A 5,000-nucleotide genomic window follows, 5' to 3' on the forward strand; every position below is an offset into this window, starting at 1 on the left:
CATGACGGGTGTGGCGGGATCGCTGGCCCCGAGGAAGCGTGGTCCGGCAAACCAGAAGACGCGGTTCACACCTGGGGCAGTGTCGGCACGCAAGGGGATCTTCTGCCGTGCTGCATCGGAGGCTTGCAGGGTGTACACCAAGGCGGCACGTGGTGAGACAATCTTCGGCACAGCACCTGCATCGGCCGCAGCAAGTGATTCTGCGTTTGCTTCCAGTGGTGGCGGTGTTTTGCGCGGCACACCGGCCAGCTTGAACATTTCCAGCAGGTCCGGTGGCCAGAACTCGAACACCTCGTGTTTCAGCGCACGCTTGCCATCATCACGCGCGACGCGCATGCCGCTGGCAGCATCGATCAAGACTTCGCGATGGATGTCGCAAGGCGTGATGGGTGACACGCCGGGAATGAATCCACCCTGTACGCGATGCTGACAGTGCGGGGTGGGGAGCTGGCCTGACACCGCGCACAGTTCCACCTGTGCGATTCCCGCAGGCGGCTTCTCTCGCTTCATCGGCAGGCGCAGGTGACGAAACGTTTCAAACAGTAGCGGTGCCGCGCACTCGCGGGCGATGAAGGCCGGGTTGGCCTTGCCATTAAAATTGCCGATCCAGACCACGAGCACATAGTCGCCGCGCATGCCAGCAGCCCAGGCATCGCGGAATCCATGCGAGGTGCCTGTCTTCCATGTCACCAAAGGGTCATCCATAACGGGCTCGCCTTCACGCGTACGCAGCATCTCGCGTGTGAGATAACGCGCCTCATCAGTGAGCAGCGGCTTGCCTTCCATGGGCTGATCCGCTTTGAAATAATTCAACCGTCGTGCAGAACCATCGCTCGCCAGCAGCGCATAGAGTTCGGCCAGCTCCTCCATTGAAACCTCACCACCGCCGAGCGGCAGTGACAGACCGTAAAACTCCGCAGGCTGTGGCAGCGCCACGCCCGCCTCTTTGAGAAAGCCGTACAAGCCCGGCGAATCCAGCTGTTGTGCCAGAGCGACGGCTGGAATGTTGCGGCTGTGATAAAGCGCATCTCCAGCTGAGATGGGGCCGGCAAAGTTGCGGTCGAAATTTTCCGGGTTGTAGCTGCCAAAGGACATGCGCCCGTCGCGCAGCAGCGTGTGGGGATGGATCAGCCCCTGCTGCATGGCCAGTGCATAGATGAAGGGCTTCAGCGCTGATCCCGGCGAACGCCGCGCCAGCACCCCATCCACCTGGCCTTGAATCTTGCTGTCGAGAAAGCGGCTGGAACCTACGTAGGCCAGCACCTCGCGTGAAGGCGCATGCACCAGCAGCGCGCATGCATTGGTGATGCCCACCTCGCGTTTGCGCTGCACGTAATCATTCACCGCCTGCTCCACACCCTGCTGGCGGTTGGCATCCAGTGTGCAGCGCAGCGGCACCCCTGAGCTGGCGCGATCTTCCACCGGTTTTCCGGCAAACAACCGCCGTGCCAGATGCGGGGCCTCGCGTGGCACCGGCATCAGCTGCCGCAGCGTGAATGCCGCATCCAAAGGGTCGGCAGGCTGGCCGCGTTCTTCGCGCAAACGATCCCACAGCCGGTGCTGAGCGGCAGCCAGGCTTGCGTTGTCACCTGTCGTGCGTGGCCGCCGAGTCGTTGGACTTTGGGGAAGCACGGAGAGCGCCACGGCCTCGCGCAGTGTCAGCTCCTTCGCCGGTTTACCACACCAAAGCAAACCCGCCGCGCCCACGCCTTCCACATTCCCGCCATACGGTGCCTGATTGAGATAAGCCTCCAGAATGTCGTCCTTCGAATGGTGCTTTTCGATCTGCACTGCACGCAGCATCTGCCATGCCTTGCCCCAGGGGGTGCGTGTGTGCAGATCGTAACGCAGACGCGCGAGCTGCATGGTGATGGTGGAGCCTCCGCCGCGTGCCGAGCCTGAAACCACGCCCCACGCCGCACGTAGCATCGAGAGTGGATTCACTCCCGGATGATCGTAAAAATGCCTATCCTCCAGCGTCAGCGTCGCTTCAATCAAGGCAGGGCTGATCTCCGCCAGCGGTGTGTAGCGGCGATACTTGCCATCTGGCGTCAGCGCGAGGTGCAGCAGCCTGCCATTGCGATCTTCCAACGTGCGTGAAAAACGAAACTCAGGCGGGTACAGATCCGGTTCCGGCAGCAGCAGCCAGACCATCGCTAGCAGCAGAAGCGCCGCGCCCGACCAGCGCAGGAAACGCATTCGCAGCAGACGGTGAAGCGCACGCATGGCCGTTACTCCACATTCACCTTCCCACCGCCGTCGCGTCCTTTGGTGCCGCGATCGTACATGCTCTCGGCAAACACCGGCGGGATCACGTAAATGCCTGCGGCGATGGGTTTGATGCGATAGGTGAAGGTCTTCACTTCACCCTTGCCAAGGCGGCAGAAGAACACGTTGCGGTCTTCGCGCACATCCACGTAGTCCGCGCCCGGCATCGTGCCGCGTCCGGGTTTGAGGCCGTTGGGTTCCAGCTCAAAGCTTCCGGGCATCAGATCCAGCACGGCGATGTTGCTCTGCGCATTGGGAGAAACGTTGCGCACGGTCAGGCGCACCAGCGCACCTTCACCGACCTTGAGCTTGGCCACCGCCTTGCCGTCTGCTCCGATGATTTCGCGAAACACTTCCAGGCCATCGGCGATGCGCTGAGTCGGCAGGCCAGTGTCGAACCCCGCTTCCGTCACTTGATAAAAAGCACCCAGATCGCGGCCGCCACCTTGCTCGAGTCCGAAGCGCAGCGCACCCGCCTGCGCGCTGAAGCTGCTTTGGATCAGTCCTGTGGTTTCCGGCACCAGAGGGATGGGAGTGCCACCTGCGCGGGACAGTTCCGTCAGTGAGACACGCACGCCGGATTGCTTTGCAAGATCCGAGTAGGCCTTGAGCGCGAGGATCGTGGAGGCGGCGCTGATGGTATTGAAACGATTGCGTGCCAGCGGCTCGGTGACGATGGCGAGATCGTCATAGCCAAAATTTCCCGCCAGCTCCGGGAAGTGCTTGCAGGCCACGGCGAAGCCCTCGGCCTGGCTCACCTGCGGATCGAGATAGTACCAGCCGTTCCATGCGCCCAGTGCCTTGCCTTTGCGCACCGCCGCCCAGTAGTCCTGCATCAGAACCACGGCTTCCGGGCGCTTCTGAAGCAGCGCATACGTGCCTGCGAGATACGCGGCGGTGAGATGGCCGCGCCATGCCTCTTGATGTTTTTGGCGCAGGTTGTCCCGCAGGTTCAGCACAAAGGTGGAGGTGTTCTCGCCTTGGCGCGTGAGCAGATAAATCGCCGCCGCTTGGATGGCCGCATCATCAAGGCTGTCCACCCGGCTGCGTGCCATCTGCCGCATGCGATTGCGCGCGCCTTCGAGCAATGCGGAGGGCACCGCATGCCCTGCATCCCGCGCTTCCGTGAGAAAGCGTGTCACATAGACCGACAGGTAGTCCACGCCTGTATCGGCATCTGAATCCCAGTAGCCAAAGCCACCGCTGGAATTCTGGCGGCTGCGCAGCAGGGCAAACGCGTCATCCAACTGCCGTGCGGACTCTGCTGCATCAAAACCAAAGTCCACCTCCTTCGCCAGCAGCAGGCGTGAGACGGCACGGCTGGTGATCTGCTCGGAGCAGCCATAGGGATACTCGTGCAGGTAGGACTCCAAACCACGCGCAAGCCCCAGCGGCAGGGCGGACACGTTCGCGTTCAGTTTGCGATACTGCGGGAACATCTCGCGCGTGATCTTCACCTCATGCGTCTTCTCACGGAAGTAACCGCTCTGCACGCTTGTGATGAATGGCGCGGCGGGCCGCACGCTCAGTGTGGCACGCCGCAGCACCACCTGACCGGCGGCTTCGGCTTTGAAGGTGATCTCAGCTCCGCCGAGTTCCTGTTTCACTCGGATACGGAATCGCACCGTGTCTTCCTTGCCTGCAGCCACATTGACCGCACCCTGCGGTGAGGCGATCACTTCGAGATGCGGCGTGACCTGCGCCACGATGCTGATCGGCGCATTAGCTTCTGCCCCTTCGAGATTGTTCGCCACGGTGAGCGAGGCGGTGAATTCATCTCCCGGCGCCGCGAAGAAAGGCACATTGGGCGTCAGCACTAGCGGGCCGCGCACGATGCTGCTCGTTTCAGCGCGGCCCACCGCATCCTCAGCGACGGCCACGGCCATGATATTGAGTTTGCCGGCGAAGTAATCTGGCACCGTATAGCTGACTTCCTGGCGTTCGGGGCCTGCAGCGATCAAGCCCGACCAGAACACCACCGGCGGCTCCTTGCGGCGCTTGAACGGATTCAAATTCATGCGCAGCGGCTTGTCGGCATCGCCTCCGAAGGCCTTGTTCTGCGCGATGAGGGAGAACTCAGGAAGGATCAGGTCCATGAGCTGTTCCGTCTCGACTTCGAGCGCGCGTTTGCGGTTCAAGTAGGCGAGCGGGTCCGGCAGCTTGTAATCCGTGATCTGGTGGATGCCCGCGTCCACGGCATAAATGACAATGCGGCATGGCTTCGCAGCCTGGTAGCCGATCTTCATGACATCCCCCGGCTTCACTTTTTCCGATGCATCGATCTTCACCTCGATGCGTCGCTTGTCGGGATTCGCGACGAAATGCTCCACCGCATAGCTAAGCGGCGAGGTGAAGATCTCCTTCGAATCAAGCGCCCGCACAAAGGAGGCGTTCACATAGGCGGAGCCTTCGATGTCATTCGGCACCGTGATGTGTTGCACGCTGGATGTCGTGCCCGCCTTGAACCACTGCCAGCCGAGCACACGCTCGCGCTCGATGGTGATGAGGCCCGCGCCGGTGTACGTTGCGCTCAGGCTTGCTTCCAAAGCTTCACCGCTGTTCCAGGTGCCGCGCGCCAGTTTGATACCCAGCTCCGCGTCACGCTCCATGCTGCGGTCAAGGTCTCCTTTGCCCACCACGGTGAACGCTGTGGCGCAGACAACATTGTTTTCCGGGTCGCGCAATTCGAGGCGGAACTCACCCGCTGCATTCGTTGGCAGCGCGTAACTGGC

At 61.8% G+C, this 5,000-nt stretch carries 2 protein-coding genes; both read right to left on the bottom strand.

The genetic code is table 11. The features are described 5' to 3' along the window. A partial coding sequence (gene pbpC / locus ACIREA_RS26550; protein ID WP_397385342.1) for a penicillin-binding protein 1C occupies positions 1-2,226 on the bottom strand: 2,226 nt, incomplete at its 3' end. Positions 2,227-2,231: 5 nt separating this feature from the next. Then, positions 2,232-5,000, bottom strand: a 2,769-nt coding sequence (locus ACIREA_RS26555) for an alpha-2-macroglobulin family protein (RefSeq protein ID WP_397385343.1), incomplete at its 5' end; no start/stop codon positions are given.

The organism is Prosthecobacter sp., from assembly GCF_044373815.1.
Taxonomy (GTDB): domain Bacteria; phylum Verrucomicrobiota; class Verrucomicrobiia; order Verrucomicrobiales; family Verrucomicrobiaceae; genus Prosthecobacter.